This window comes from Sphingomonas sp. ASV193, from assembly GCF_040203355.1.
Classification (GTDB): domain Bacteria; phylum Pseudomonadota; class Alphaproteobacteria; order Sphingomonadales; family Sphingomonadaceae; genus Sphingomicrobium.
The window spans coordinates 563,044-587,538 of record NZ_JBEHBW010000001.1; the positions used below are offsets into that span (position 1 = coordinate 563,044).

24 protein-coding genes are annotated in these 24,495 nt (G+C 68.4%); 7 read left to right on the plus strand and 17 right to left on the minus strand.

All coding sequences use genetic code 11. The features are described 5' to 3' along the window. Positions 1 to 24: 24 nt before the first annotated feature. On the plus strand, positions 25 to 342 hold the full coding sequence (locus tag ABDK56_RS02895; RefSeq protein WP_349806565.1) for a PqqD family protein: 318 nt from the start codon (positions 25 to 27) through the stop codon (positions 340 to 342). Here the strand turns inward: ABDK56_RS02895 and ABDK56_RS02900 are convergent. Both ABDK56_RS02900 and ABDK56_RS02905 read right to left on the minus strand, forming a co-directional pair. Beyond that, positions 339 to 1,250 (minus strand): hypothetical protein, encoded by a 912-nt coding sequence (locus tag ABDK56_RS02900; protein ID WP_349806566.1) that lies wholly within the window; start codon positions 1,248 to 1,250, stop codon positions 339 to 341. The genes ABDK56_RS02895 and ABDK56_RS02900 overlap by 4 nt on opposite strands. Next, complete coding sequence (locus ABDK56_RS02905; protein WP_349806568.1) at positions 1,247 to 1,675, minus strand: lasso peptide biosynthesis B2 protein; 429 nt, start codon at positions 1,673 to 1,675, stop codon at positions 1,247 to 1,249. The genes ABDK56_RS02900 and ABDK56_RS02905 overlap by 4 nt, the downstream gene beginning before the upstream one ends. 41 nt (positions 1,676 to 1,716) lie before the next feature. Between ABDK56_RS02905 and ABDK56_RS02910 the strand changes: the two genes are divergently transcribed. Beyond that, entirely contained in the window at positions 1,717 to 2,817 is a 1,101-nt protein-coding gene (locus tag ABDK56_RS02910; protein ID WP_349806569.1) for a nucleotidyltransferase family protein, read from the plus strand. Here ABDK56_RS02910 and ABDK56_RS02915 read toward each other — a convergent pair. The 6 genes from ABDK56_RS02915 to ABDK56_RS02940 form a co-directional block, all read right to left on the minus strand. Next, positions 2,814 to 4,160, minus strand: coding sequence for an O-antigen ligase family protein (locus ABDK56_RS02915; RefSeq protein ID WP_349806571.1), 1,347 nt, complete (start codon positions 4,158 to 4,160; stop codon positions 2,814 to 2,816). The two genes, ABDK56_RS02910 and ABDK56_RS02915, sit on opposite strands and share 4 nt — an antisense overlap. Further along, positions 4,157 to 5,308 (minus strand): tetratricopeptide repeat protein, encoded by a 1,152-nt coding sequence (locus ABDK56_RS02920; protein ID WP_349806573.1) that lies wholly within the window; start codon positions 5,306 to 5,308, stop codon positions 4,157 to 4,159. The genes ABDK56_RS02915 and ABDK56_RS02920 overlap by 4 nt, the downstream gene beginning before the upstream one ends. Positions 5,309 to 5,339: 31 nt before the next feature. Continuing rightward, the gene (locus ABDK56_RS02925; protein ID WP_349806575.1) at positions 5,340 to 7,559 is read right to left on the minus strand and encodes a GumC family protein; all 2,220 of its coding nucleotides are present in this window, start codon (positions 7,557 to 7,559) and stop codon (positions 5,340 to 5,342) included. A gap of 37 nt (positions 7,560 to 7,596) precedes the next feature. Continuing rightward, positions 7,597 to 8,307 carry a polysaccharide biosynthesis/export family protein gene (locus tag ABDK56_RS02930; protein ID WP_349806577.1) on the minus strand — a complete coding sequence of 237 codons (711 nt, stop codon included), beginning with the start codon at positions 8,305 to 8,307 and terminating at the stop codon, positions 7,597 to 7,599. 1 nt (position 8,308) lies between these two features. Continuing rightward, a complete protein-coding gene (locus ABDK56_RS02935) occupies positions 8,309 to 9,088 on the minus strand; it encodes a metallophosphoesterase family protein (RefSeq protein WP_349806579.1) in 780 nt (259 codons plus the stop codon). An 89-nt stretch (positions 9,089 to 9,177) separates the two neighbouring features. Next, a complete protein-coding gene (locus tag ABDK56_RS02940; RefSeq protein ID WP_349806581.1) occupies positions 9,178 to 10,302 on the minus strand; it encodes a glycosyltransferase family 4 protein in 1,125 nt (374 codons plus the stop codon). A 183-nt stretch (positions 10,303 to 10,485) separates the two neighbouring features. Here ABDK56_RS02940 and ABDK56_RS02945 point away from each other — a divergent pair, with 183 nt between their 5' ends. Beyond that, positions 10,486 to 10,914 carry a hypothetical protein gene (locus tag ABDK56_RS02945; RefSeq protein WP_349806583.1) on the plus strand — a complete coding sequence of 143 codons (429 nt, stop codon included), beginning with the start codon at positions 10,486 to 10,488 and terminating at the stop codon, positions 10,912 to 10,914. Positions 10,915 to 11,092: 178 nt separating this feature from the next. On the opposite strand, the gene ABDK56_RS02950 is transcribed toward ABDK56_RS02945, so the two are convergent. The 4 genes from ABDK56_RS02950 to uvrC all read right to left on the minus strand — a co-directional run bounded on the left by ABDK56_RS02950 (position 11,093) and on the right by uvrC (position 14,683). Next, entirely contained in the window at positions 11,093 to 11,497 is a 405-nt protein-coding gene (locus ABDK56_RS02950) for a hypothetical protein (RefSeq protein WP_349806585.1), read from the minus strand. 88 nt (positions 11,498 to 11,585) lie between these two features. Then, positions 11,586 to 11,990 carry a Co2+/Mg2+ efflux facilitator ApaG/CorD gene (gene apaG, locus ABDK56_RS02955; protein ID WP_502959259.1) on the minus strand — a complete coding sequence of 135 codons (405 nt, stop codon included), beginning with the start codon at positions 11,988 to 11,990 and terminating at the stop codon, positions 11,586 to 11,588. A gap of 21 nt (positions 11,991 to 12,011) precedes the next feature. Continuing rightward, entirely contained in the window at positions 12,012 to 12,749 is a 738-nt protein-coding gene (gene recO / locus ABDK56_RS02960; RefSeq protein ID WP_349806589.1) for a DNA repair protein RecO, read from the minus strand. After that, the gene (gene uvrC, locus ABDK56_RS02965; RefSeq protein ID WP_349806590.1) at positions 12,746 to 14,683 is read right to left on the minus strand and encodes an excinuclease ABC subunit UvrC; all 1,938 of its coding nucleotides are present in this window, start codon (positions 14,681 to 14,683) and stop codon (positions 12,746 to 12,748) included. The genes recO and uvrC overlap by 4 nt, the downstream gene beginning before the upstream one ends. A 352-nt stretch (positions 14,684 to 15,035) precedes the next feature. On the opposite strand from uvrC, the gene ABDK56_RS02970 reads away from it, so the two are divergent. After that, positions 15,036 to 16,877: an asparagine synthase-related protein gene (locus ABDK56_RS02970; protein WP_349806592.1), complete on the plus strand. Its 1,842-nt coding sequence runs from the start codon at positions 15,036 to 15,038 to the stop codon at positions 16,875 to 16,877. Here ABDK56_RS02970 and ABDK56_RS02975 read toward each other — a convergent pair. The 3 genes from ABDK56_RS02975 to ABDK56_RS02985 form a co-directional block, all read right to left on the minus strand. Beyond that, positions 16,874 to 17,596, minus strand: a complete 723-nt coding sequence (locus ABDK56_RS02975; RefSeq protein WP_349806594.1) for an aspartate/glutamate racemase family protein — start codon at positions 17,594 to 17,596, stop codon at positions 16,874 to 16,876. The genes ABDK56_RS02970 and ABDK56_RS02975 overlap by 4 nt on opposite strands. Before the next feature lie 138 nt (positions 17,597 to 17,734). After that, positions 17,735 to 19,162: an NAD(P)(+) transhydrogenase (Re/Si-specific) subunit beta gene (locus ABDK56_RS02980; RefSeq protein WP_349806596.1), complete on the minus strand. Its 1,428-nt coding sequence runs from the start codon at positions 19,160 to 19,162 to the stop codon at positions 17,735 to 17,737. 4 nt (positions 19,163 to 19,166) lie between these two features. Continuing rightward, positions 19,167 to 19,448 (minus strand): proton-translocating transhydrogenase family protein, encoded by a 282-nt coding sequence (locus ABDK56_RS02985; protein WP_349806597.1) that lies wholly within the window; start codon positions 19,446 to 19,448, stop codon positions 19,167 to 19,169. 154 nt (positions 19,449 to 19,602) lie between these two features. Between ABDK56_RS02985 and ABDK56_RS02990 the strand changes: the two genes are divergently transcribed. The 3 genes from ABDK56_RS02990 (at position 19,603) to ABDK56_RS03000 (ending at position 23,148) form a co-directional block, all read left to right on the plus strand. Next, positions 19,603 to 21,894: an EAL domain-containing protein gene (locus tag ABDK56_RS02990; protein WP_349806599.1), complete on the plus strand. Its 2,292-nt coding sequence runs from the start codon at positions 19,603 to 19,605 to the stop codon at positions 21,892 to 21,894. A gap of 367 nt (positions 21,895 to 22,261) precedes the next feature. Beyond that, complete coding sequence (locus tag ABDK56_RS02995; RefSeq protein WP_349806601.1) at positions 22,262 to 22,678, plus strand: secondary thiamine-phosphate synthase enzyme YjbQ; 417 nt, start codon at positions 22,262 to 22,264, stop codon at positions 22,676 to 22,678. After that, positions 22,675 to 23,148, plus strand: a complete 474-nt coding sequence (locus tag ABDK56_RS03000) for a YbaK/EbsC family protein (RefSeq protein ID WP_349806603.1) — start codon at positions 22,675 to 22,677, stop codon at positions 23,146 to 23,148. Before ABDK56_RS02995 ends, ABDK56_RS03000 begins: the two co-directional genes overlap by 4 nt. Here the strand turns inward: ABDK56_RS03000 and ABDK56_RS03005 are convergent. Further along, positions 23,131 to 24,258: an NAD(P) transhydrogenase subunit alpha gene (locus ABDK56_RS03005; protein ID WP_349806605.1), complete on the minus strand. Its 1,128-nt coding sequence runs from the start codon at positions 24,256 to 24,258 to the stop codon at positions 23,131 to 23,133. The two genes, ABDK56_RS03000 and ABDK56_RS03005, sit on opposite strands and share 18 nt — an antisense overlap. A 7-nt stretch (positions 24,259 to 24,265) precedes the next feature. Then, a complete protein-coding gene (locus ABDK56_RS03010; protein ID WP_349806606.1) occupies positions 24,266 to 24,415 on the minus strand; it encodes an aa3-type cytochrome c oxidase subunit IV in 150 nt (49 codons plus the stop codon). Positions 24,416 to 24,495 lie beyond the last annotated feature (80 nt).

A 24,495-nucleotide genomic window follows, 5' to 3' on the forward strand; every position in this document is an offset into this window, starting at 1 on the left:
ATTTCATGACGGGGCCGCCCAACCTTGCAACGTTCGCCGCCATCCCACAAGGGTGCGCAGGATCAGTGGAGCAAGCACATGACGGCCTATCGACGCTCTGCATCATTGATGGAAGCCGATATCGGCGATGAACTCGTCGCCCTCGACGAGCAGCGCGGGCTGTGCTTCGGCTTTTCAAGCAGTGCTACCGCGATCTGGCGCGCCCTGGCCGAGCCGAGCACGCTCGATCAGCTCGTCGATCGGATGGTCGAGGATTACGACGTCGATCGCGCGTCCTGCCGCGCCGACGTTGCCGCGTGCATCGAGACGATGATCGCCGACGGGCTGGTCGCGCCGGCCTAGGAGGCGAGCGGCGCGATCTGGGTACGCGCCTGCGCGAGGATTTGCCTCACCTGGGACTGGAGCATGTCGTGCGACCGCGGCCGTGTCAGTCGAAAGATCGGGATCGATCGCGCGATCGCGGCGCAGGCCTGGAAATGCGCGCCGGTCGCCCCGCTGATGCTGGCATAGGCCCCGCGATAACTATGGTCGAACAGGGATTCGGTCGCGGCGACCCCCGACAATCGCTCGAAACCGAGCCGGTCGCCGTCGCCAAGGACGTAGATCGCCTCGAGCGGGGCGGGACCGGTTGCCGCCCGTTCGATGGGAACCGGCAGGTCATATTTCTCGTAAGCAGGATCCGACGGAAACGACCGCCGCAGCGCGTCGGCCTCTTCCCCCAACGCGTCCACCGCGTCGCGCCACAGACGGAGGCGCCGCGGGCCAGGGAGCACGTGGCAACGTCCGTCCTGATCGCGTTCGATCGCGCAGACATCATCGGATAACAGCGGGAGGCCTTCCCGGACGAAGCCCGCCGCGAGAGTCGACTTGCCCGCCCCGCTCGCCCCAGCGAAGGCGAAGGCGTGCCCGTCGACCACCACCGCATTGGCGTGCAGCGGCATCAGCCCGCGCTGGTAAAGCAACAACCCCATGGTCGAGCCGAGCAGGTAGAGCCGGACGTCCCCTTCGTCGGCACCAGGGTCGGGCGCGACCGCGATCCGCCGTCCGTCGGTTACGGTGAACCGTCCGACCCCGGCAATCTCTAGCGTCGTGCCGCCTGGCGTCGCCACCGTTTCGAACCGCTCGACCGGACGCGGGGCAGCCAGCGTCACCTCGACGTCGGCGGGCGTATCACCGTCCGCCTCGTGCAGGTCGGGCAGCGGGATCTCGCTGGTAAGGCGAAGCCCGAACAGGCGATAGCTGCGCCTCATCGGGCGGCCGGATAGCGCGCGACCTCACGCATCGCGCCCGCTTCCTCGCCGCCGATCAACACGGTCCCGCCAAGACTGATCCAGACATGCGCCTTGAGCGCCGGTTCGGCCATCGCGATCCCGTAATGAAGGGCGGCATCGTGCCCACGGCGACGAAGCATCCGCTGGACGGCGAGCCCGAGATCGAAGCAGACCGGTGTCCACGGCAGGTGCCGGGCCGCGGAAAGCACCGCCTCGACAATGTCGCCGCTGGCCGCCGCGTCCGCCATCTGCCCGAGCGGCCGAATCCCACCGGCAATGATGGTCCTGAACGACTGGAGGCGGAGCGACAGTCGCGCGCGCACCAGCTCGGCCGCCGCCTCGCGGATCAGGCGTCGCCGCGCCCGCGGGATCGCGCGCCACCGGCTGACGAGCGTCGGCGTCATCGGTTCGCACGGGTCGCAAAGCGTGGCATGAGGCCTTCCTAATGAAGGATCGGGACAGTGGCGAGCGGCGAATCCGCGATGGCGAGAGCGGATCGGCCGCGCTGGTCGTCGCCGCCTGCTGCGCCGCGTTCGATGCCGATGCCGATGCCGCCGAAACGGTGGGCCGCGACGAGGAAGTCGATATATCCGGGATCGTCGCCTACGCGCGTCGTCACCGGGTCGAAGGACTGGCGAGGCTGGGGTTCGAACGAATGGCCGCAACCCCGCTGGCCGCGGCGCTGCGCGACGACGCCGCGCGCATCGCTCGCGACAATCTGCTGATCGCGGTCGAGATGAAGCGGCTCGACCGGGCTTTCGCCGGCGCGGCGATCGACCGGCTGTTCCTCAAAGGGCTGACGCTCGCCGCGCTTTGCTACGACGCGCCGATGGCCAAGGCCGGGTGGGATATCGACATCCTGGTCGACGAGGCGTCGCTTGACCAGGCCGCGAACCTGCTCGAACATCTCGACTATCGCCTGGTCGAGCCGGACTCGCGTGCCGCGCTGGCCTCGTGGCACCGCCGCAAGATCGAATCGGTCTGGGCGCATCGCCGCAGCGGGTTGCACGTCGAACTGCACACCCGCCTCACCCCGAGCCGGTCGATGCTGCCATTGGTCGGCCTCGGCTCGCCCCGCCAGTCGGTCGACGTCGCCGGTCACCGGTTCGAGACGTTGGCCGACGCACCGCTGCTCGCCTACCTCGCCGCGCATGGCGCGAGCAGCCTGTGGTTCCGCTTGAAATGGCCGGTCGATTTTGCCGCCTTCGCGCACCACCTCGGACCACGGCTCGAAACGGTCGCGCGGGAGGCCGACAGACTTGGCGAAGGCCGGGCACTCCGGCTCGCCCTCGCGGTTTCGAACCGGCTGTTCGCGACCCCCGTCCCGCCCAGCCTGGGGTCTGCCGGCGACCGGATCGACCGATGGATGCTCGGGGCCGCGCTCGACCAGCTGACTGGCCGTCGATCGCTGGTAGAGCCCGGCGAAACCCGCTTCGGCACCGCGCCGATCCACCTCGCCGGGTGCGCGATGCCGGGAACCGCGCGCGGCGCCTGGGCCGAGGCGCTGCGCCGCACCGGCGACGCGCTGCTTCACCGTCGCAGCTAGCGGATCACCCGGTGGCGGGTCGAGCGTAGGTCGCCCTCGTTGGTCGCGCCGGTGATCTTGAGCGGGGCGACGACCATCGCCGCGCAGGCCGCGAACACGGCGGCGATCGCGGGGGTGCGAAGCGGATAGTCGACGATCGAGTGAAGCAGGATCGCGGTCCCGGCGATCGACGCGCCGCGCGCGAACGGCGAGCCCGCCCCCGCTGCCCACGCCCGCCGCACCTGCCGCCCCCACCACAGCAGGAACAGCGCCACGAGGACGAGCGTCGGAATCCCGCCCTCCATCGCGGCTTCGAGATAGTCGTTGTGCGCATGGTTAACGAAGGTCAGGTCGACCTTGGCCGGGTCTTCGTAGCGCGGGAAGGTCCGTTCGAACGAACCGAACCCGCTGCCGAGCGGGGCAAAATCGGCCGCGGCCCGGATCGTGCGCTGCCAGATGTCAGAGCGGATCGAGATGCTGGTTTCGCCCGCCGGGGAGTCGCGCCCGATCAGGACGACGCCCGCCGTTGCCCCGAGCAGAAGAAGGACGGCCATCGCGCCGAGGCCGACTTTCCGGAAACGCGGGTTCTTCCACTCTGGGATCAGGGCGCTGGCGATCACCACCGGCGGCAGCAACAGCAGCGCCGCGAACGACTGTTCGAGGGGGATCACCATGATCGCCACCAGCAGAACCGCCGCGATCGCCACCAGCGGGGGAAGCCGCCGCGACCGTCGCCGGTGCGCGCGCCAGCGGTCGCTCGCCAGCGCGGTCGCCAGCGGGATCGCGGCGATCAGCAGGATCCCCATATGGTTGGGATTGGCGAAGAAACCGGGGGCGGTCGACCAGTCGCTGATCGGGTAAAGATAGGCCTGCTGGCTGCCGCTGCGCCACTGGACGATGCCGTAGACCGCGCCCAAGAGCGCGACCGCGAGGATCGCGGCGACCGCCCGGACGGGCCGCGGCCCGTCGTTGAGGCTCATCGTCGTGAACACCGCGATCGGTACCAGGAGGGAGAGCATCGCCGCGACCGTGGCGTCGGGATCGAGCGACAGCGGCAGCGCGGGGACCGCCATCCCCATCAGCGCGTAATGATCGGCGTAGAAGCCGTGGCCGGGTAGGCTCGCCCACAGGCCCCCGGGCAGCGGGACCAGCTGGACCAGCGCGATCGCGCCGCACGCCAGCGCGAGGCGCATCGGCTGTCGGAACGACGCCTCGCGTTCGCCCGGCAGGGTGACGACGATGATCGCAACCGCCGCCAGCCGCAGCGCCGCGGTCGCCCAAGGCCATTGCACGCTCCCCCCGAGCAGCAGGCAGGCGGCGAGGAACAGCGGCGCGATCCAGCCGACGATCTTGCGCGCGATCATGGCAGCCGCACCAGCGACAGGTTGGAAATGGTCATCTCGCTCGTCGATTCGGTCATGCCCGCCATGCCGCGCAGGTCGAATCGCTGGGCGTTGCAGCCCGCCGGGACCGCGAACTCGATCGCCACCGGCCCCGCCCCTTCGCGATCGAGCGACAGCTGGGCGAGCTGTTGCCCCCCCGGCTGGCACTGGATCGACCAGGCCATCGCGCTGTGCGCGGTCGTCGCCGCGACGTCGAGCGACAGCCGATAGCGCCCCGGCGCCAGCAGCGTCGTCTGCGCCGCGAGCAGCGAATCGTGGCGCCCGTAATAGACGAGGTTGAGCTTGCCCGTGCCGTCGGGCTCGACCAGCCCGTCATCGCCCGAGGTCAACGTCCAGTTGAACGGCGCCGGCGCGGTCGAGGAAAGAAAGCGGGGATTGTACAGCCCGTCGCCGGCCGCGGCCGCGCCGACCATCTGGCGCCACGCCAGCCGCGCGGCGTCGGCCTGCCCGCGGTTGACGAAGCCCAGCAGCAGCGTCGAGCGCCAGTCGGGATCGGGCGGCGGCGCGGCAGGGTCGATTGGCCCTGCCAGTCGAAGCACGAGGCCGGCATTCGCCGGATCGCTGGCGAGCGCCGCAAGCATCGGCGCACGATGCTCGGGATGCTTGGCGAGGAATGCCTCGATCGCCGGGATATTGCCCGAGCTCTTCGCATATTCGGCGAACGCCGCGTCGTAATTCCCGCCGCCGACGCTCACCTTCTTGAGCATTGCGAGCTCGTCGAGCGCGGGTCCGACCTGCCCTTGGCCAAGCAGGACGGTCGCGAGGAAATAGCGCGCGGCGGCCGATCGCGGGTCAAGCGCCTTGGCCGCGGCGAATTGCCGTTCGGCGTCCTTGGGCTTGCCCGCCTGCAACGTCAGCGCGCCGTCGAACAGCAGCGGCTGCGGACTGAGCGGATCGAGCCGCGCCAGCCGCGCGAACGCTTCGCGCGTGGCGGGCGAGGTCGCCTGCCCGCTGGCCGCGCCCGCGCCGAGTCGGCGCATCGCCTGGTCGCCGACCAGCCGCGCGCTGGCGGGCCACGAGGCGATCCATTCGGCCGGGCGCGCGTCGGCTGGCAACGACAGCACCATCTCGCGCGCGATCAGCACGACCGCGACGATCGCCGCGATCACCGTCGCCAACCTTCTTGCGACGAGCGGCAGCCTAGACCTCCTCGGCCGCCGACGGTTCCGCCGGCTCGACCGACTGGGCCAACCGGATCTGGTCGGGCCGGTCCTCGATTGCCTGGGTGTAATAGCCGTAGCCGTAGCCATACTGGCTGGCGTCGGCGAGCGACTTGGTGACGATCACCCCCGCCAGCCGGGCCCCGGTCACGGTCAGCCGCTCGATCGCTTCGCGCGCCGCGCGGGTGCGCGTCTTGCCCGATTCGACGATCAGGATAACGTTGCGCACCGCCGCCGCGAGAAGCGTCGCGTCGGCCAGCCCGAGCAACGGCGGCCCGTCGACCACGATCCGGTCATAATATTGGCTCGCCTCGGCCAGGATCTCACCCATCCGCGGGGTCGACAGCAGGTCGGCCGGGTTTGGCGCGCTTGCTCCGCCCGGCAGGAGCCACAGATTTTCGAAATTCGTCTTCGCGACGTGCGCCCGGATCGGCTCGTGACTCGTGAGCAGCTTGATCAGGCCGAGCGACTTGGACACGTTGGCGAACGCCGGGCGGCGAAGATCGGCATCGATCAACAGGACGCGCTCACCGCGACGCGCGTAATTGTGCGACAGCGCGAGCGCCGACGACGACTTGCCTTCGCCCGCCCGCGCGCTCGATACCATGATCAGTTTCGGCGCGCCGTCGGCCGAGCTAAAGCGCAGCGCGGCCGCCACGGCGGCGTAGGATTCAGACACCTGCGACGTCTGGTCGCCAAGCTCCTCCAGCATCGGTACCTTCGCGGTCGATTTGGGAATGACCCCAAGGCAAGCGACATGAAGCTTGGTCCGGACATCCTCCCGGGTCTTGATCGTGTCGCTCAGCATATCGAGCAAGACAGCGAGGATCAGGCCCGACGCCAGTCCGACCCCGAGCCCCATCAAGAGGTTGCGCATGAAGTCGGGCTTGTAGGGCGCACCAGGCGGATCTGCGCGATCGACGATGGTCACCGCCGAGCTGCCGATACCGCTGCCGACCCCGACATTCTTGTAGCGCTGGAGAAGCGCGTCGTAGAGGCTGCGGTTGGTGTCGACGTCGCGCTGGAGCGTGCCGTAACGGACCGTCCGCCCGCGCATGTCGAGCACCGAATCCTTCAACCCGGCGACTTTTCCGCGAAGGTCGTTCTCGGCGGCCAGCGCCGAACGGTAGGCGGCGGCGAGCGTGTTGGTCGTGCCGCTGGCGACCTGGCTGCGCTCCTGAGCGATCGCCTTGTCGATCGAATCGATCTGCGACTTGAGGCTGACCATATCGGGATGGTCGGGCTTCAGCAGCGTGCTTTTCTGCTGGTAGTCGGCGACGAGCAGCGCGCGCTGCTGGCGAAGCGCGGCGGTGCCGGTGACGGTTTCCGAGCCGCTCGCCGCGAGCGACGCGGCGCGATAGGCGCCCTCGGCGGCGATCCGCTTGGCGGTCGCTTCGCCGAGCGCGGTATTGAGTTCGACCAGAGACTGGCCCTGCAAGGTCCCGCCGCCAAGAAGGTCCTTGCTGCCGACATCGATGATCCCCGCCTGCTGGGCGTAGGCCGCCAGCGCGCGCTCTGAATTCTCGAGATCGTTGCGGGTCTTGCCGATCTGCTTTTCGAGGAACGAGCGCGCATAGTCCGACGCCTCGTAGCGCCGCTGCAGTCCGCTGGCGATGAAACCGTCAGCGATCCCGTTGGCGATCCGCGCCGCGTTCTCGGGCGACTTGGCGACATAGCTGAACTTGATCAGCTGTCCGTTCTCGGGGACGTCGACATGGATTCCGCCGGCCACCGTGTCGGCGGCCGCCTTCAGGCGGCTGGCGGGATTGCCGCCCTTGCCCGCAATCGACGGGTCGGACGCCAAGTTGAGATCCTGTGCGACCCGCTCGGCGAGGCTGTGGCTCGACAGCAGGCCGATCTGGGTCATCAGGAACGAGTAGGAATCGGTGTTAGAATTGGGCTGCGCCGACTTGTCGTCGAGCACTTCGACCGTCGGCGGATTGACCTCGAGCGTAACGAACGCGCGGTACAGCGGCGTGGTCAGGAGCGACGCGATGACGCCCAGCGCAAGTCCGGCAACGGTCGCTGCGAGAATCAGCCAGCGCCATTCGCGGACGATCCTGAGCAGGGCCGCGATATCCAGTCCCCCGGGAGCGGAACCTTGCGCCATGTGCGGACTCGCCGCTTGCGGCGGCGGATAAGGCGCGGGGACGGCGCTCGATCCCATCGGGGCGGGAAGGTTGCTGCTATAGTCGTTCAACCGAAAACTCCTTGGCCGGTCCCTCGATCGCGCCGCGTCAGAACGGCTTGAACACCGAGAGGAACGGCAAATTGGAAAGGATCTGCTTCTGCAGCGCCTTGATGCGCGACCCGTCGACGACGATGATGTCGCCCGGGTAGATCGGCGGGTCCTTGGCGGTCCCGTGGCGGATGTCGGCAAGGTCGAACGCCGCCGCCTGCCGCTTCCCGTCGATCGTCCGGAACACCGCGACCCGGTGCGGATTGGCGTCTTCGGTGGTGCCGCCGGCAAGCGCGACCGCCTGCATCAGCGTAAGGTCCGAGGCGACCGGGAACGACCCGGTCGACTTGACCGAGCCGTCGACCGTCACCGCGCGCCGGGTCGAGGCCTTGATGCCGACGCTGATGTCCGGGTTGTTGAGATATTTGGCGCCATATTTCGCCTTCAGCTGGTCGTCGAGCTGGTCGGCGGTCATCTCGGCGGCGGCGACTTCGCCGATCAGCGGCATCGAGATCTTGCCGGTGAGGTCGACCTGGTAGTCGCCGCTCAGCTCGGGCATCTTGAACACCTTGATCGCCAGCGTATCGAGCGGCGCAATCCGGTAATCGTCGCCGATCGTCGCGAGCTTGGGGGCGTCGGGCCGGCCGAAGGTCGCCGGATCGTAGGCGATCGGCCCGCCGCGCCCCTCCGAGCAGGCGGCAAGCGTGCCAGCGACACCGGCGAGAAGAAGGCTCTGGACGAAAACCGTCCGACGTGACCCGATACGCATGTCAATATCCCCGCGAATGATTGGCTACAGCAGCCGATAGCACCGATTCGGGCAAGCGCGTACCGACATTGGCGGCCATGCGCCCCGTGTCGATCAGCCGACGTTCGCGCCCCTCGAGCACGAGCGCGGTCAGCCGCCCGCTGGCATAGGCGCCGGTATCGATCCCGATCCGGTTGCCGCGCCACTCGACCGCCTCGGTCACCGTGTGCCCGTGGACGACGACCGCGCCATGATCGGTGTCCTGGTCGTCAAGGAACGGTGCGCGGATCCAGCGCAGGTCCGACTGCACCTGATCGCCGAGGTCGATGCCCGGCCGGATCCCGGCATGGACGAACAGGTAATCGCCGATACGCACCGTATCGATCAGCTCGTCGAGGAATCGCCGGTGGCCTTCGGGGATGGCCTCGCGGATCAGCGCGGCGCGGGTCTCGCGCCCCATCCCGCTCAGCGATTCGGGGGCGATGCCATAGCTTGCGAGGCATTCGCGACCGCCGAAGCGCATCCAGTCCTCGAACAGGCGCGGCTCGCCGGCGAGGATCCGCTGCACCACTTCCTCGTGGTTGCCCATCAGGAACACCGCCTGGCCCTTATGGTCGCGCGACAGGGCGACGAGACGCTCGATCACCCCGGCGCTGTCGGGGCCGCGATCGACATAGTCGCCAAGGAAGACGAGCGCGTGCCGACGCGGAGGCGCTTCGCGCAGGTCGTCGCGGATCCGGCTCAACAGCTGGTCGAGCAGGTCGGAACGACCGTGGATGTCGCCGATTGCATATACGCGCAAACCGGACGGCATAGCCGAAGGGCGTCCAGCGCCACGCAATACACCGAGCACTGACATGCGCCGTCCTCTAGGGCCAAAAAGCGCCATGATCAAACGGACTTAGTGCCGACCGCCGAGTCGAGCGCGGCCCTGTAGGCGGCGACCACCAGCCGCTGGTCATATTCGCGCTCGACCTTGGCGCGCCCGGCGCGGCCCATCGCCGCCCGCTCCTCCCCGCTCATCGCAAGGAAGCGTCGGACCGCGTCGGCGAGCGCCGCGCCCGAGCGCGGCGCGCAGAGCAGGCCCGTCGCCCCGTCCTCGACGATCGTCCGGCAACCGGGCACGTCGGTGGCGATCACCGGGCGCCCCATCGCCGACGCCTCGATCAGCGTGCGCGGCAGTCCTTCGCGATAGGAGGGGAGCAGGACGGCGTCGGCCCCGGCGATCGCGTCCCTGACATCGTCCATCGGCCCCGCATATTCGACGAGCCCGGCCGCGACCCAGGATTCGATCTCGTCGGCGGCGAGCGCGCTCCGATTGTCGGGGTCGATCGGGCCGACCAGCCGGAAGCGCGCCGCAAATCCCTCGCTTCGGAGCTGCTCCGACGCTTCGGCAATCTCACGAATGCCCTTGTCGCGAAGCATCCGCGCCACGCAAACGAAGGTCGGGACCGGTCCCGGCGCGAACGGTCGCGGCGCAAAGCGGTCTAGATCGACGCCCGAGCCGGGGACCAGCCGCGCCTGCGCCTGTTCGACGAGACGCCGCTCGACGAACAGGTCGCGGTCCTCGTCGTTCTGGAAGAAGACGGTGTGCGAACGCCGCAGTGCGACCCGGTACAGCGCGCTGACCAGCCGTTCGAGCCAGCCGTGCGAAAGGAAGGCGGTGCCGAGTCCGGAGATGTTGTTGATGACCGGGATCGACCGCGACCGCGCGGCGAGGCTGCCGTAGATGTTCGGCTTGGCGGTGAAGGCGAGCACCGCGTCGGGGCGCACCTTCGCGAACAGGCGACGATAGTCGAGAAAAAGCCGCGAATCGGCCCACGGCGACATTCCGCCACGATCGATCGGCACCGGATGGACGGCAATTCCCCGCGCCGCGAGCGCGGCGGACCAGGCGTCGTCGGGGCCAGCGACATGCACTTCATCGCCCTCGGCGAGGAAGGAATCAATCAACGGAGCGCGGAAATGCGCGATATTATAGACACTGTTGCCCAGGAAAATGATGCGGCGCGGCATATTCTTGCGTCTGCTAAACTTGACCGCGTGACATTGCGAGCGTCATATTGGATAAACAATCGTCCACTATGGAACCCACCAACGGGCCAAGCGTATTTCGATTGGTCTAAATCTTCGGGGGAAGGCATACCCCCACTCGCCGGTTGAGTTTGCCGGACCGCGTGCGTCAAGGGATCGTTAGCAATGGCCGTCATCAAGTTTTCGTACCGCGTTCTTGCCGCTTCGGCGGCAGCGTCGCTCCTCGCGACCCCGGTTCTCGCCGCCGTGCCGGCCCCGGCCAGCCCGGTAGCCCCGATGGTCGCGCTTAGCGCGCTGGCGTCCGACCAGTCGCGCAATGCGCTGTGCAGCGCCGCCGCCGCCGATGCGGCGGGTACGGCAGCGGCCGCCGCGGCAGCGAACGGTTCGGGCCAGGGCGTTGCCGCCGGCCCCTGCCTGTTCCCGGTTGCCGAAGCGCCTGCGCCGGTCGCGATGGCGCCCGCTGCGGTTGCGCCGGCCCCCGGCTTCCCGCTCGGCCTCGTCGCCCTCCTTGGGGTCGCGGGTGCGGCGGTCATCGCCGCGTTGACGCTGTTCAAGAACAACAACGACATCCGTACGCCGCTTTCGCCGGCCTGATTTCAGCGGACGAATCACTGCGAAGGTCGTCGGGATTTTCCCGGCGGCCTTTTCTTTGTCGTGATGCGATGGTCTCTCGCCGGCCCTCCCCGGCTGTCGTCGCATCCCTCGAGTCGCAAAAGAAAAGCCGCCGGGAAGTCCCGACGGCTTTCTTCGATGAAATGTAAGGCTGGTCGGCTTAGCCGCGCTCGCCCTTGATCTCGGGCGGCGGCGGCGGTGGCGGCGGCGTGTTGACCGCGCTCGCCAGCCAAGTGGTCGCCGAATTGCAGTTGCTCATCCACGTTACCGGCTGTCCGGCCTGGAGCGGCGCCTGCGGGGTCCAGCACTCGCTCGCCATCCCGGTGCGGACGCAAAGCTGTCCGCCGGCATTGGTCCAGCTCGCGGGGATTTCACGGCCGCCCGGGGTCACGACCCGCGCGGTGCCGTCGGCGTTGAGCGTCACCGTGTCGGCGATGCCATTGGCGGTCACCGTAACCGGCTGGCCGACGATTTCACTGCCCGGGACCCAGCTTTGCGCCGAGGCCACGGTGGGAAGGGCCAGCATCGCGCCGGCCAACATCACGATATGCACTTGCTTCGCCATGACCTGGCTCCTGCTACGCGGGCGAATGCGGCCACACCGGCCGCGTCCCTTCGAAACGCACGCTTCGGCCTTTCTCTCCATAACGAAGCTATTTTTCAACCTCTGCCGGCGGCCCGACCAGATCAAAGGCGGGAATTGCGGCATGAATGTCACGCCCCTCGCTGTCGAGCAGCCGGTAACTGCCGCTCATCGAACCATGCGAAGTCGCCAGCGGACAGCCCGAGACATAGTCGAAGCTCTCCCCCGGCATGATCAGCGGCATTTCGCCGACCACGCCTTCGCCACGCACGTCGTAGGCGCGGCCCTCGGCATCGACGATTCGCCATTCGCGCTCGACCAGCTGAAGCGGCTCGTCGCCGTCGTTCTCGACCCGGACATGGTAGGACCAGAACCAGCGCCCGCCGCCGGGATCGCTCTGTTCGGACAGGTAGCTGACCGCGACCCGCACGGTTACCGCGCCGGTCTTCGCGACGTTGGGGAACAGCAGCGCCATCGCGTCGATCATCGGCAGACCCTAGGCCCCGCCCGCCGCCCGGCGCAAGCGCTCGACGAGCCGCCCCCGCGCCTCGGCGACCGTCGCCGAGCGATCGGTGACGAGGTCGCGAAGCAGGAAATGGCCCGACAGCGACAGCCCGTCGATGATGTCGCCCCACCCCGCCGGGCCGCCCCCGGCAATGAAGCCGGGCAGCGGCAGCAGCCTGCCCGCATAGGGCGCGGCTTCGGCAGCGCTGACCGCGCGACCCGAACGCGGGCTGACCGCGACGAGGTCGTCGGTCGCCCCCGACGCGGCGCATTCGCTGAGGTCGAGCCCAAAGCCGAGCTCGGCCAGCAGCAGCAGCTCGTAGCGGACCAGCGCCGCCCCCCACCCGCTCGCCGCCGGCGCCGCCTCGATCGCCGCGAGCAGCCCGTCGAGCGCGTCGTACAACCGCGGATAGGGCTGGCCTTCGGGAAGCACCGTCGCCGTCAGCGCGCAGACCCAGTCGATCGCCGCCGCGGGCAGCGGCTCGGCCAGCAGCGGCGCGCGGCTATGGACCGGCTCGACGCTCGCCTGCGCCAGCTGCGCCTCGGTCCGTGCCGACAGCACCGCCGCGACCGCGTTGCCGGGGAGCAGCACCGGGCGGAGCCGCCGCCCGCGCGCGCCGCGGACGTAGCCCGCCTGGAGCCCGTGCGCGGGGGTCATCAGCCGGACGATCGCGCCATGTTCGCCGTGCGGGCGGACCGCGACGACCAGCCCGGGGGTCTCGATCCTCATCCGCGCGGGTGGAAATAGTCGTAGAGCTGGCGCGCCATCGCACTGCTGATCCCCGGCGCGCGCTCAAGGTCCTCGAGCGCCGCCGACTTGACCGCGCGCGCGGTGCCGAAATGCATCAGCAGCGCACGCTTGCGGCTCGGTCCGATCCCCGGCACCTCGTCGAGGCTCGAGGTGGTCAGGCTCTTCGCCCGCTTGGCGCGGTGGGTGCCGATGGCGAAGCGGTGCGCCTCGTCGCGCAGCCGCTGTAGGTAGAACAGCAGCGGCGAATTGACCGGCAGGGTCAGCTCGCGCCCGCCCGGCAGGTGGAACACTTCCCGGCCCTCGCGGCCATGATGCGGCCCCTTGGCGACCCCGACGATCGGCACGTCCTCGATCCCCTGCTCCTCGAGGATCTCGAGCGCGGCGTTGAGCTGCCCGCGCCCGCCGTCGATCAACACCAGTCCCGGCCAGTCGCCCTGGTCGCGGTCGGGATCTTCCTTCCCAAGCCGCGCGAACCGCCGGGTCAGCACCTCGCGCATCATGCCGAAGTCGTCGTCGGTCTGCGCCGACTTGATGTTGAACTTGCGATAGCTGTTCTTGCGGAACCCCTCTGGCCCGGCGACGATCATCGCCCCGGTCGCATTGGTCCCCATGATGTGGCTGTTGTCGTAAACCTCGATCCGCTGCGGGACCTCGGGCAGGTCGAAGGTCTCGGTTAGTTCCTTGAGCAATCGTCCCTGGGTGGTCGATTCGGCCATCTGCCGGTCGAGCGCTTCCTCGGCGTTGCGCTTGGCCTGCTCCATCAGCTTGCGCCGCGCGCCGCGCTGGGGGCGCTCGATCTCGACCTTGCGCCCCGCGCGCTCGGTCAGCGCCTCGGCGACCAGCGACGCCTCGGGCAGGTCGCGGTCGAGCAGCAGGCGGCGCGGCGGGGGCACCTCCTCGTAGAATTGCATCAGGAAGCCGGTCAGTACCTCGGCTTCGGGGACGTCGGCGGTGTGCGCGGGAAAGAAGCTGCGGTGCCCCCAATTCTGCCCGCCGCGGATGAAAAAGGCCTGGATGCAGATCTGCCCCGCCGTGCACGCCAGCGCGAAGATGTCGGCATCGCCAAGCCCCTCGGCATGGACGGTCTGCGACCCTTGGATGTAGGTCAGCGCGCGCAGCCGGTCGCGATAGACCGCCGCCAGCTCGAAATCCTGCTTCTCCGCCGCCGCCGCCATCTGCTGGCCGAGCTTGGCCTGCACCCCAGTCGACTTGCCGGCAAGGAACAGCTTCGCGTCGGCGACCAGCTCGGCATAATCCTCCTTGCCGATCCGATCGACGCACGGTGCCGAGCAGCGGCGGATCTGGTACAGCAGGCAAGGCCGCGTGCGGTTGGCGAAAAAGCTGTCGGTGCAGGATCTTAGCAGGAATAGCTTCTGCAGCGCATTAAGCGTGTTCGTCACTGACCCGGCACTTGCGAAAGGCCCGTAATATTGGCCCTTCGATCGCCGCGCGCCGCGATGCTTGCGCACCTGCGGAAAGGCATGGTCCTCGCGAAGCAGGATGAAGGGGAAGCTCTTGTCGTCGCGAAGCAGCACATTGTAGGCGGGGCGAAAGCGCTTGATCAGTTGCGCCTCGAGCAGCAGCGCCTCGGCCTCGGTGCGGGTGGTGACGATGGTCATTGACCGGGTCTGCGACACCATCCGCTGCAGCCGCTTGGGCAGCTTGGTGACCTGGGTGTAGCTGGTCACCCGGTTTTTGAGCACCTTGGCCTTGCCGACGTAAAGCACGTCGCCGCGCGCGTCCTGCATCCGGTAGACCCCGGGGCGTGCGGGCAATGTTTTCAACACATTACGGATCGCCGCTACGCCCGCGTCGAGGTCGGGCTTGTCGGCGCCGCGCACGGCAAAGGTCGCGCCTTCCTCGTTGAAGCGCTCTTTTGCCTTGGGATGATCGGGACGGTCGGCCGTGGTCACGACGAATAAATGGGGATCTCTTTGCCTTTTGTCGATTTATGAGTAAGGAACCGTTAAATTTCGGCCAAACAGCCACCTGCTCGGGAGTAGCGCATTGTCGAAGATGGAAAATGGCCAGCTCGGAAATAGCGGCCGCAAGCCCTGGGTCCGCCCGACTGTCCGCACCCTCCGTGCCGGTGCGGCCGAAGTCGCCAACGGCCTGAAGAACGACTCGGCCGGAAGCACGGGCAACCACCACAGCTAGGACGGCGACGCCGACGGCGCTCGCTGAAATCGGGAATAGCAGTTGACGGCAATCGCCGGCGTCTTGTCGCTCGACGGTTCGCCCAGCGATAGCCTTTGTGCGACGGCGATGCGCGGGCTTGCCCGCTACGGGACGTCGCTCGCCAGCCAGTCGATCGATCGGCTGACGCTGTCGCGCAATCTCTATCCGACGGTGCCCGAGGATCGGTTCGATCGTGGGCCGGTCGACAACGGCCCGCTCCTGCTCGTCGGCGATGTGCGGATCGACAATCGCGACGAGCTTTGCCGCGCGCTCGACATCTCCCCCGCCACGCAGTCGACGATGAGCGATTCGACGCTGGCGGCCCAGCTGGTGCGCGATCGCGGCGTGGGCGGCCTCAACCTGATCGCGGGCGAATATGCGCTGGCGTGGTGGGACCGCCGCGACGCGACGCTGACCTTGGCGCGCGGGCCGATCAGTTTCCGTCCGCTATTCTTCGTGCGCAAGCCGGACTTCCTCGCCTTCGCCTCGATGCCGTCTGGCCTGCTCGGCCTGCCCGGGGTCACGCAGCGGCCCGATCTCGAATGGCTGTCGCACTATCACGCTCAGCTGCCGACGCGCGGCCGGGCAACCCAGTTCGCCGAGATCGAACGGGTCGAGCCCGGCCATGCCGTCACCGTCGGCGACGGGACGATCGACGATCGCGCCTTTTACGACTGGCAGGTCGACATCGACCCCCGGCTGCGCGGACCCGTCGCGTCGGAAGCGCTGCGCGACGCGGTCGAGGTCGCCGTCCGCGCCCAGCTGCGCGGCGCGGCGGGCAAGGTCGCCAACCACCTGAGCGCGGGGCTCGACAGCGCGATCGTCACCACCACCACCGCGCGAATGATCGGCGACGGGCAGGTCACCGCCTTCACCGCCGGCCCGCGGGTCGGCGCGGTCCTCAACGAACCGCCCGGATGGTTCGGCGACGAGACCGCCCTCGCCGCCCGGGTCGCGGCGGGCGAGCCCAACATCGACCATGTCATCGTGCGCCCCGACCGCCAGTCGCCGCTGACGACGATGGCCGCCGACTTTCATTTCCAGCAGCAACCGACGATCAATCCGTGCAACGCGGTCTGGGGCCGGGCGATCGCCGGCGAGGCGAAGCGCCGCGGCCACAACGTGCTGCTAACCGGCGCCGGCGGCAATTTCACCCTGACATTCGGCGCGGTCGAGCAGCTTCCCGAATGGCTGGCGCGCGGCAACCTCGTCTCCGCGTGGCGTGGGATCGGTGCGCTTCGCGGCGAGGGGCGAAGCCTTGCCTCGGCGCTCGCGGCAGCGACCTTTCCACTGCTTCCCCCTTCCGCGTGGCGCCTCGCCAGCCGCCTTTTCCGGACTCGCCGCGACCTGTCGCGCTACGCCGCCGTGCCCGGCTCGGCGACGGGCCGGATCGAACACCGCGCGGCCGAGCTCGGTTTCGACACCAGCTATGCCCCCCGCCGCGACCCGATCGGTACGCGGATCGACGGGCTGACCCGGTCCGACGGCGGCAATTATTACAAGGGGATGCTGGCCGAATTCGGGATCAGCATACGCGATCCGCTGCTCGACCTTCGCCTCGTCCGGCTGTGCCTGTCGATCCCGCCTGGCGAGTTCCTCGTCGGTCCGCGCCCGCGCGACCTCGCGCGCCGGGCCTTTTCCGATCGACTGCCCGCCGCCACGCTCGCCGAGCGTCGCCGCGGCAACCAGGCGGCGGACTGGGCCGAAGGCATGGTGGCCGCGCTTCCCGATATTCGCGCCGAGCTCGACGTCGCCCGCCGCACGCCCGGTCTCGGCGAGGTCATCGACCTCGACCAGCTCGACGCCGACGCCGCGGCGCTCGCCACCGTCGACCCGCTCGATGCCGGTGCCGAGTTTCGCTTCCGCCTGCGCTTGCTCCGGGGCGTCGCCGCGACCGCCTTCGCGCGCCGCGTGGCTGGGACCAACTAGGCCGCCGCGGCGACCGAGCGCGAAGGCGCCTCGCCGAGCATCCATTCGGCCGCCGCGGCGGCGTGGATCGCGGTGGTGTCGTAGACCGGCAGCACGTTGGCGCGCACATCGACGATCATTGCCAGCTCGGTGCAGCCGAGCACGACCGCCTCGACCCGCTGCTTGCCCAGTTCGGTCAGCAGCGTCTTGAGCTTGCGCTGGCTCTCGCGAAGCACCTGGCCGCGCGCCAGCTCCTCGAAGATGATCCGGTCGACCTCGGCCACCGCGTCGGCGGGCAGCGGCTGGACCTCTAGCCCGAGGCTCTCGTAGGGCCGCCGCGCATAATCCTCGACCATCGTCGCGCGCGTGCCGAGCAGCGCGATCCGCTTGCGCCCGTCGCTCGCGACCCGCGTCGCCGAGGCCTCGCGAATGTCGACGATCGGAAGCTCGGTCGCCGCCGCGACCGCGCCGACCGCGCGGTGAAGCGTGTTCGACGCGATCAGCAGCCCCTCGGCGCCGCTCGCCTTCAGCCGTTCGGCCGCCTTGACCAGCAGCGCGGCGACATCGTCCCACCGGCCCGCCGCCATCAGCACCGCGACCTCGGCGAAATCGAGGCTCTCGATCGCCAGCGGGGCGCTATGAAGCCCGCCGAGCCGCTTCGCGATCGCCTGGTTCAGAAGCTCGTAATAGGTGACGGTCGAGTGCCAGCTCGTCCCCCCGATCAGCCCCAGCTTGCGCAACGCGTCTTCCCTCCCGATCGCCCGGAATCGCGGGCGAAGGCGGAAGTTGGCAGGATTTGGCTATTAACCCAAGGATTTAACGATGCCGCGCACGCAAAATCGTCGAAGGTGTGGCCGCCCGGCAAGACCGACCGGACGTCAGCCCAGGCTCTTGACGATCTCCTCGACCATCTTCTTGGCGTCGGCGAGCAGCATCATCGTGTTGTCGCGGTAGAACAGCTCGTTATCGACCCCGGCATAGCCGACGCCGCCCATGCTGCGTTTGATGAACAGCACGGTGCGCGCCTTTTCGACGTCGAGCACCGGCATGCCGTAGATCGGCGAGCTCTTGTCGGTCTTGGCCGCCGGGTTGGTGACGTCGTTCGCGCCGATCACGAAGGCGACGTCAGCCTGCGCGAACTCGCTGTTGATGTCCTCGAGCTCGAACACCTCGTCGTAGGGCACGTTCGCCTCGGCGAGCAGCACGTTCATGTGCCCCGGCATCCGCCCCGCGACCGGGTGGATCGCATATTTGACCTCGACCCCCTCCTTCTTGAGCAGGTCGCCCATCTCGCGCAGCGCGTGCTGCGCCTGCGCCACCGCCATGCCGTAGCCGGGGACGATGATCACCTTGTCGGCCTGGCTCATCAGGAAGGCCGCGTCCTCGGCCGAGCCACGCTTGTAGGGCCGGTCGATGACCTCGCCCCCGCCCGCGCTCGCGGTCGCGCCGAACCCCCCGGCGATGACGCTGAGGAAGCTGCGGTTCATCGCCCGGCACATGATGTAGCTGAGGATCGCGCCCGAACTGCCGACCAAGGCGCCGGTGATGATCATCGCCGTGTTGTGCAGCGTGAACCCCATCGCCGCCGCCGCCCAGCCGGAATAGCTGTTGAGCATCGACACGACCACCGGCATGTCCGCCCCGCCGATCGGGATGATCAGCAGGAAGCCGATCGCGAAGCTCAGCGCCATCACGGTGAAGAACACCCACGGCGCCTGGTCCTGCGTGAAATAGGCGATCAGCCCGAGGATCGCGACCAGCGTGCCGAGGTTGATGACGTGGCGCAGCGGCAGCAGGATCGGCGACCCGCTCATGTTGCCGTTGAGCTTCAGGAAGGCGATCACCGAGCCGCTGAACGTGATCGCGCCGATCGCGACGCCGAGCCCCATCTCGATCCGGCTCTGGAGGTGGATGCCCTCGTCGCCGAGAATACCGAACGCGCCCGGGTTGAGGAACGCCGCCGCCCCGACCAGCACCGCCGCCAGCCCGACCAGCGAGTGGAACGCCGCCACCAGCTGCGGCATCGCCGTCATCTGGATCCGCCGCGCGGTAACGAGACCGATTCCGCCCCCGACAAGCATCGCCGCGGCGATTTCGGGCAGGCTTGCGATGTGGTGGGTGAGAAGCGTCGTTGCGACCGCGATCCCCATGCCGATCATGCCGAGCCGGTTGCCCCGCTGGCTGCTTTCCGGGCTCGACAGGCCGCGCAGCGCGAGGATGAAGCAGACCCCGGCGATCAGATAGGCGACCGCGACCAGTTCGGGCGACATGACGCTGACGACCATGTCGGTGTGGGCCTCGCTCATCGGCTCAGCGGTCCTTTTTCTTGTACATCGCAAGCATCCGGTGCGTGACCGCGAAGCCGCCGAAGATGTTGACGCTCGCCAGCGCCACCGCGACCAGCCCGAGCCACTTGCTTGCCGCGCTTCCACTCGCGGCCGCGGCGATCAGCGCGCCGACGATGATCACGCTCGAAATCGCGTTGGTCACCGCCATCAGCGGGGTGTGGAGCGCCGGGGTCACGGACCAGACGACGTAATAGCCGACGAAGCAGGCCAGCACGAAAATCGACAGGATCGAGATGAAGTCCATTCCCCTCCCCCTTTGCGCCGCCCGTTGTGGCAAGCACGCACGCGGCTGTCGAGGGGCCTGTGGCGGCGGACCGCGACCGCGTTAATCGCGGCTAGGTTTCCGATTTGTAAACCTTTTCCAAGGATAGGCGAGGGTCGGGCAACAGAGAGGGCCGATGCGACGTCTGGCCGACAGGACGTGGACCAAACTCCACCCGCAGCGCGCGACGCTGTGGGCCGTGCTGCTGTTCGGCCTCATCTTCGGCCTGCTCGGCATCGGCACGATCGGCGACGACGTCATGCGCACCGCGCGCAACCGCCTGCACCCGGTTGCCGCGAGCCGCGACATCGTCGTCGTCGGGATCGATGACCGGAGCCAGAAGACATACGGCAGCTGGCCGTGGAAACGCGCGCTCCAGGCGCAGCTGATCGATCAGGTGAGCAAGGCGGGCGCACGCAAGATCGCGGTCGACCTCGAATATGACTTCCCGACCGATGAGGTCGACGACCGCGCCCTCGGCGACGTGCTGCGCCGGTCGCCCAACGTGTATCTCGCGATGCGCTCGCGCGAAGGCCGCGACACGCAGCTCGAGGCCAAGCTGCCGCTCGCCCGCTACCTCGCGGTCGCCAAGGCCGGCGACATCTCATTCTACTATAATTTCCAGTCGATCGTCTGGCGCGAGTGGCACGGCAACCAGATCGGCCAATCCTACTTCCCCTCCTTTTCATCGATCCTCGCCGGGCAGGAAAGCCGCCGGTCTACCGGCACGTTTCCGATCGACTATCGAACGACCATCCGCTCGATCCCCTATATTTCCGCGGCCGACGTGCTCGACGGCAAGGCCGCGGCGCAGCTGGCCGGCCGGACCGTCCTGATCGGGACCAACAGTCCGTCGATCGGCGACCAGTTTCTCATTCCCGGCGACGCGCGTCACGGCGGGATGTTCATCCATGCTCTCGCGGCGGAAACGCTCAAGCGCGGCACGCCGGTCGACATCGGCTGGATCGCGCCGTTTCTTTTCGTCGCACTTCTGGTTGCGCTCGCGCTCAACGCCGTCGCCGTGCGGTGGCGGGCGACCTACATCGGCGTCTCGGTCGGCGTTCTGCTGGGCGCGCCCTATGTCCTCGAGCAGCATTTGATCTTCGTCCAGGTCATGCCCGCGCTCGCGATCTTGGTCGTGACCATCGCGATCCTCGGCCGCCGCACCTACAAGGCTCGAGGTCTCATCAATGCGTCGACCGGCCTGCCCAACCTCAACGCGCTCAAGCTCGACAAGTCGAAGCGCGATCGCCCGCTGATTGTCGCTCGACTGATCAACTATCCGGCGCTCGCTGCGACCCTCAACGACAAGGATGAGGTGGCGCTCGTGAAGCAGGTGGTGTCGCGCCTCGCCGTCGGCAATCGGACGGTCGCGGTCCACCAGGGCGATGAAGGCGTCTTCGCCTGGTTCGCCGAGGAAGGCACCGCGATCGGTCATCACGTCGAGGCGCTCTACGCGCTTTTCCGCAGCCCGGCCCGCATCGGCAAGCAGAAATACGACCTCGCGCTGGCGTTCGGGGTCGAGATCGGCAGCCGCCGGTCGACCGCCAACCGGCTCGCCAGCGCGCTGGTCGCCGCCGACGAGGCGGCCGCCGAAGGGCTCAAGTGGAAGCTCCACGATCCGGAACGGTTTCGCGACGAGGAATGGCGGCTGTCGCTCCTCGCTCAGATCGACCAGGCGATCGACAATGGCGAGATCTGGGTTGCCTACCAGCCGCAGGTCGAGCTGGCGACCGGTCGCATCCACGGCGCCGAGGCGCTCGCGCGATGGACCCACCCGGAAAAGGGACCGATCAGCCCCTCGCTGTTCGTGGCGGCGGCCGAACAGCATGGGCGGATCGACCGGCTGACGCTGTTCATGATCGATCGTGCCGTCGCCGCGCTGGCGCGCTGTCATGCCGCCGGCCACGAAATCCGGATGGCGGTAAACCTTTCGGCCAAGACCCTCGCCCGTCAAACGCTCTCCGACGAAGTGCGGGCGATCCTCGCCGAGCACCAGGTCGACGCGCGTTTCCTGACGCTCGAATTGACCGAGACCGCCGCGCTGGCGGGCGACGGATCCGACCTCGCCCCGCTGATGGCGCTGCGCCGGCTCGGCGTGAAAATCTCGATCGACGATTACGGGACGGGTCTTTCGACGCTCGACTATCTGAAGAAGGTGCCGGCGTCGGAGATCAAGATCGACCAGAGCTTCATCAAGGCGATGAACGACAATCGAAGCGACTATATCATGGTCCAGTCGACCATCGCGCTGGCGCATTCGCTCGGCCGCCAGGTCGTCGCCGAAGGGATCGAGAACGCGGCCACGCTCGAAGCGGTCACTGCCATGTCGTGCGACTTCGGCCAGGGATTCCACGTAGGCCGCCCGACCAGTATCGACGGACTGATCCGCCGGCTGCCCTCTCTCCGGAAAGGGCGCGCGGCCTAGAATAGATGAATCGTTTGTAAACCATAACGATTAAGGTTAACATGCCCTGTTCGCCCGCGAGTCGCGTGGGCGGGAACAGGGAGTGTTGACCATGAAAAAGACCATCAAGCCCACCAAGCAGTGGGACTTCTGGCACTGGCTCATGGGCGGTGGGTATACCGGCGGCGGTTCGCAGGGTTAACCCAATTGGCCCGCCGGCGGCTCGGAGCCGGCACGAGTTAGCAAGTTCTGGCGGTCGGCGGAGGCGCGTCGGCCGCCAGATCTGTATCTGGCGTCCATGATTTCATTTCGAACCGGGCCCACATCGAACGCGCTCGCTTCGAACGCGCCTAGTGTCTCCGGGTCAAAGAGCGGCTAACCAAGCCGCGTGCAGATCGCCTCCACCCTCCTCACCGTCACCGCCCCGCGCCAGGGTCTTCACGACATCAGCCGCGCCGTGGCGCAATGGCTCGACGGCCAGTCGCCGAGGGACGGGCTGCTGACAATCTTCTGTCGCCACACCTCGGCGTCGCTGCTGATCCAGGAAAACGCCTCGCCCGACGCGCATCGCGATCTCGAGCGCTGGCTCGCGCGCCTCGCTCCTGAAGGCAGCGATTACGAGCATGACCTCGAAGGCCCCGACGACATGCCCGCGCACCTGCGCGCCGCGGTGACCGCGACCAGCCTGTCGATCCCGCTCGTCGGCGGGCGCCTCGCGCTCGGTACCTGGCAGGGCATCTTCCTCCTCGAACATCGCCGTCGCCCCTCCCCGCGCCAGATCGCGCTGCAGCTGATCGGGCAATGAGCGGCGAGTCGGTCCGCGCCTGGCTCACGGATCATGCGCCCGATCTTCGCAAGCTCGACGGCCATGGCAGCACCGCGACCGTCGCCGACGCCGCCGCGACGCTCGGGGTCGAGCCCGGGCGCATCGCCAAGACTCTGGCGATCCGCGCGGGCGAGACGGTGATCCTCCTCGTGACGCGCGGCGACGCGCGGCTCGACAATCGCAAGTTCAAGGACGAATTCGGATCCCGTCCGAGGATGCTGGATGCCGAGGAGACGCTCGCGCGCACCGGTCACCCTGTCGGCGGGGTCTGCCCGTTCGGGCTCGCCGAGCCGCTCGCGGTCTATTGCGACATCAGCCTGAAGGCCTATGCCACCGTCTTCCCCGCCGCGGGGACGCGCGACAGCTCGGTCGAAATCCCGGTCGATCGTCTCGCCGCGCTGGTATCGACCCGCTGGGTCGACGTGTGCAGGTCAGGAAGCGGCGACTAGCCGCTCACTAACGACGGCCCCGTCCCGCGTCAGCCGGATCGCCTTGACGAGCTCGTCGTCGTCGGGAAGCGCCAGCCCCGCCTCCTTGTCCCAGAAGGCGGCGAGGAAATTATAGAGGTTGCGCGCGAACAGCGCCGAGCTGTCCGCCGCCAGCGTGCGCGCGAGCTGCACCGGCCCGAGAATGGTGACTCCGTGCTTCGTCACCCGCTCGCCCGCGACCGTCCCTTCGACATTGCCCCCCGCCTCGGCGGCGAGGTCGACGATCACGCTGCCCGGCTTCATCGTCGCCAGTTGCGCGTCGCTGATCAGCCGCGGCGCGGGCTTGCCGGGGATCAGCGCGGTGGTGATGACGAGGTCTTGCTTGGCGAGGTGGCCGCTGACCAGCTCGGCCTGCGCCGCCTGGTACTCGGGGCTCATTTCCGAGGCGTAGCCGCCGGTCCCCTCGCCTTCGATGCCGGCGACATTCTCGACGAAGATCGGCTTGGCACCGAGCGACTGGATCTGCTCGCGGGTGGCGGCACGGACGTCGGTCGCGCTAACCTGCGCGCCCAGTCGCTTGGCGGTGGCGATCGCCTGCAGCCCGGCGACCCCGACCCCCATCACGAACAGCTTGGCCGGGCTGACCGTGCCCGCGGCGGTCATCATCATCGGAAAGGCGCGGCCGTAGGCCGAGGCCGCGTCGACCACCGCCTTGTAACCGGCGAGGTTCGACTGCGACGAGAGGATGTCCATCGACTGGGCGCGCGTGCTTCGCGGCATCCATTCCATCGCCAGCGCGTCGATGGTCGCCGCGGCATAGCCGTCGATCGCCGCGCGCCGCCGGAGCGGGTCGAGCGCGCCGAGCAGCAGCGCACCCGACTTCGCGCCGGCCAGTGCCGCCGGCTCGGGCCCCTGCACGCACAGGATGACGTCGGCGTCCTTCAGCGCCTCGGCGCGCGCGCCAGTCGCGGCGCCCGCGCCTTCGTAATCGGTGTCGGCGATCCCGGCCTGTTCGCCCGCCCCGCGCTCGATAGCGACCTCGGCTCCGAGCGCGGCGAATTTCTTCACCGTCTCGGGGATGGCGGCGACGCGGGTCTCGTCACCGGCTTCCTTGAGGATCGCGACCTTCAATCGCGGCTCAGTTGGCGATGATCATGACGACGACGACGGTCACGATCGCGACGACGACGATGCCGACCTTCAGCAGCTTGAGGAAGCCGGTGTAGTTCCGCTCGTGCGCCGGATAGTCCATTTCGGTCACCGGCTGGTTCGCCTCGTTGGCCGCCATTGTCAGTCTGTCCTTCGATCTTGGTGGGCTGTTTGCGGCGGGTCTTATCAAGCGCGCCGCCCCCGCCCAAGCCCTTTCTT

Excerpts from the sequence above, each read along its gene's own strand:
- ABDK56_RS02990 (WP_349806599.1), top strand. The coding sequence starts at position 19,603 with ATGCGACGTCTGGCCGACAGGACGTGGACCAAACTCCACCCGCAGCGC.
- ABDK56_RS02950 (WP_349806585.1), bottom strand. The coding sequence starts at position 11,497 with ATGGCGAAGCAAGTGCATATCGTGATGTTGGCCGGCGCGATGCTGGCC.
- ABDK56_RS02910 (WP_349806569.1), top strand. The coding sequence starts at position 1,717 with ATGAAGGATCGGGACAGTGGCGAGCGGCGAATCCGCGATGGCGAGAGC.
- ABDK56_RS02905 (WP_349806568.1), bottom strand. The coding sequence starts at position 1,675 with ATGACGCCGACGCTCGTCAGCCGGTGGCGCGCGATCCCGCGGGCGCGG.
- ABDK56_RS02970 (WP_349806592.1), top strand. The coding sequence starts at position 15,036 with ATGCGCGGGCTTGCCCGCTACGGGACGTCGCTCGCCAGCCAGTCGATC.
- ABDK56_RS03010 (WP_349806606.1), bottom strand. The coding sequence starts at position 24,415 with ATGGCGGCCAACGAGGCGAACCAGCCGGTGACCGAAATGGACTATCCG.
- ABDK56_RS03000 (WP_349806603.1), top strand. The coding sequence starts at position 22,675 with ATGAGCGGCGAGTCGGTCCGCGCCTGGCTCACGGATCATGCGCCCGAT.
- ABDK56_RS02915 (WP_349806571.1), bottom strand. The coding sequence starts at position 4,160 with ATGATCGCGCGCAAGATCGTCGGCTGGATCGCGCCGCTGTTCCTCGCC.
- ABDK56_RS02940 (WP_349806581.1), bottom strand. The coding sequence starts at position 10,302 with ATGCCGCGCCGCATCATTTTCCTGGGCAACAGTGTCTATAATATCGCG.
- recO (WP_349806589.1), bottom strand. The coding sequence starts at position 12,749 with ATGAGGATCGAGACCCCCGGGCTGGTCGTCGCGGTCCGCCCGCACGGC.
- ABDK56_RS02930 (WP_349806577.1), bottom strand. The coding sequence starts at position 8,307 with ATGCGTATCGGGTCACGTCGGACGGTTTTCGTCCAGAGCCTTCTTCTC.
- ABDK56_RS02900 (WP_349806566.1), bottom strand. The coding sequence starts at position 1,250 with ATGAGGCGCAGCTATCGCCTGTTCGGGCTTCGCCTTACCAGCGAGATC.
- ABDK56_RS02980 (WP_349806596.1), bottom strand. The coding sequence starts at position 19,162 with ATGAGCGAGGCCCACACCGACATGGTCGTCAGCGTCATGTCGCCCGAA.
- apaG (WP_502959259.1), bottom strand. The coding sequence starts at position 11,990 with ATGGCGCTGCTGTTCCCCAACGTCGCGAAGACCGGCGCGGTAACCGTG.
- ABDK56_RS02985 (WP_349806597.1), bottom strand. The coding sequence starts at position 19,448 with ATGGACTTCATCTCGATCCTGTCGATTTTCGTGCTGGCCTGCTTCGTC.
- ABDK56_RS02945 (WP_349806583.1), top strand. The coding sequence starts at position 10,486 with ATGGCCGTCATCAAGTTTTCGTACCGCGTTCTTGCCGCTTCGGCGGCA.